Source organism: Frankia sp. R82 (assembly GCF_023716925.1).
GTDB lineage: Bacteria > Actinomycetota > Actinomycetes > Frankiales > Frankiaceae > Frankia.
Window position 1 is genome coordinate 1 of the sequence record NZ_JAMQQG010000147.1, and the last position, 1,674, is coordinate 1,674.

Below are 1,674 nucleotides of genomic sequence, written 5' to 3' on the forward strand. Positions count from 1 at the left end.
GGGGTGGAGGCGGCCTGCGGGTGCGCCGCGTCGTCGAGGGAGAGCAGCGACAGCACGCCGCGCACCGCGTCACCGGCGGACCCGGCGGACCCGGCCGTGGGGTCGGTCAGCCGGCGAAGCGTGTCGGCCAGGGTGGTGCGGTCCTGGGCGGCCGGGTCCACGGCCAGGATTCGCACCTCGACGTCGTCGTGCGCCAACGCGTGGCGGGCCAGGTCGACCCGGGGATGGTCGCGGTGCGCCGAGGGCACCACCACCAGCCAGGACCCACCGGGCTGGGCGGCATGGGCGGGGCGGGCGGCATCGGTGGGCACCGGCTGCCAGCCGATCCGGTAGCGCCAGGAGTCCGCGGTCGTCTCGCTGACCCGCCGGTTCCACCAGGATGCCAGCGCGGGCAGCACCGTCCCGAGCGCCTGCTGGTCGGTCGGGTCGGAGATCCCGAGGGTGCCGGCGAGTTCCGTGGCGTCCGCGCGGGTGACGGTCTCCCAGAACTCGGCGCCGACCGCCGCCGACGGGCTGGTGGCGGGACCCGTCGGGACCTCCGGGGACTGCGTCGCGTCCTCGAGCCAGTAGCGCTGGCGCTGGAAGGGATAGGTGGGCAGCGTGGCGGCCAGGTGCCGAGGGTGCGGGTCGGATCCCTGGAGGTCGGTGACGGTCGGGTCGTCCGGGGTGCGCGGCAGGGTATGGGTGGCGGGCGTGAGGCTGGTACCGGTGGGCGTGTGACCGTGGGCGTGCAGGGTGGCGAGAGCGACGGCGAGGGTCGTGGCGGGGGAGTGGCTGCGGCGCAGCGTCGCGATGATCGTCGCTGGCCGGCCGGCGCCGGTGCCGGCAGCGGTGTCGCGGGCGGCGAGGGTCTGGGTGGTCAGGGTGGTGAGGGTGGTGTCGGGGCCGAGCTCGAGGTAGGTGGTGACGCCCTGGTCGGCGAGGGCGGTGACGCCGGCGGCGAAACGGACGGTATGGCGGACGTGGCGGATCCAGTACCCCGGTGAGGTGAGCTGTTCGGGGGTGGCCAGGGTGCCGGTCAGGTTGGAGATGATCGGGATGGTGGGGGTGCGGTAGGTGATCGAGCGCGCGGTGGCCAGGAACTCGTCGAGGATGGGTTCGGTCAGCGGGCTGTGGAAGGCGTGGCTGACGGTGAGCTGGCGGGTTTTGAGCCGGGCGGCGGTGGCGAGGTCCGCGAGGGCATCCAGGGTGGTGGTGGGTCCGGCGAGGACGGTGTTGGTGGGGCTGTTGAGGGCGGCGATGTCGACCTCGCCGATGCCGTCCAGGTAGGGATGCTCGTCGAGCAGGGCGCGGGTGGTGGCCTCGTCGGCGTGGACGGTCAGCATGCCGCCGCCGCTTGGCAGCGAGCCGAGCAGGCGGGCGCGGGTGGCGACGAGCCGGGCGGCGTCGGGCAGGGACAGCACACCGGCGAGGTGGGCGGCGGTGATCTCCCCGAGGGAGTGGCCGATGAGGTAGTCGGGGGTGATGCCGTGGAAGGCGAGGGTGCGGTGCAGCGCGATCTGCAGGGCGAACAGGGTGGGCTGGGTCCACTGGGTCTGGTGGACGAGGTCCCCATCCGGGCCGTACGGGTCGGCGTGCAGGACGGACAACAGCCCCCGGTCGAGGTGGGGGTCGAGGGCGGTGGCGACCTCGTCGAGGGCGGCGGTGTAGACGGGGTGGGTGGTGTAGAGGTCG

Annotated in this window: 1 protein-coding gene; it reads right to left on the bottom strand. The window is 74.1% G+C overall.

All coding sequences use genetic code 11. The features are described from left to right. A partial coding sequence (locus ND747_RS16245; protein ID WP_251734454.1) for an acyltransferase domain-containing protein occupies window positions 1-1,674 on the bottom strand: 1,674 nt, incomplete at both ends.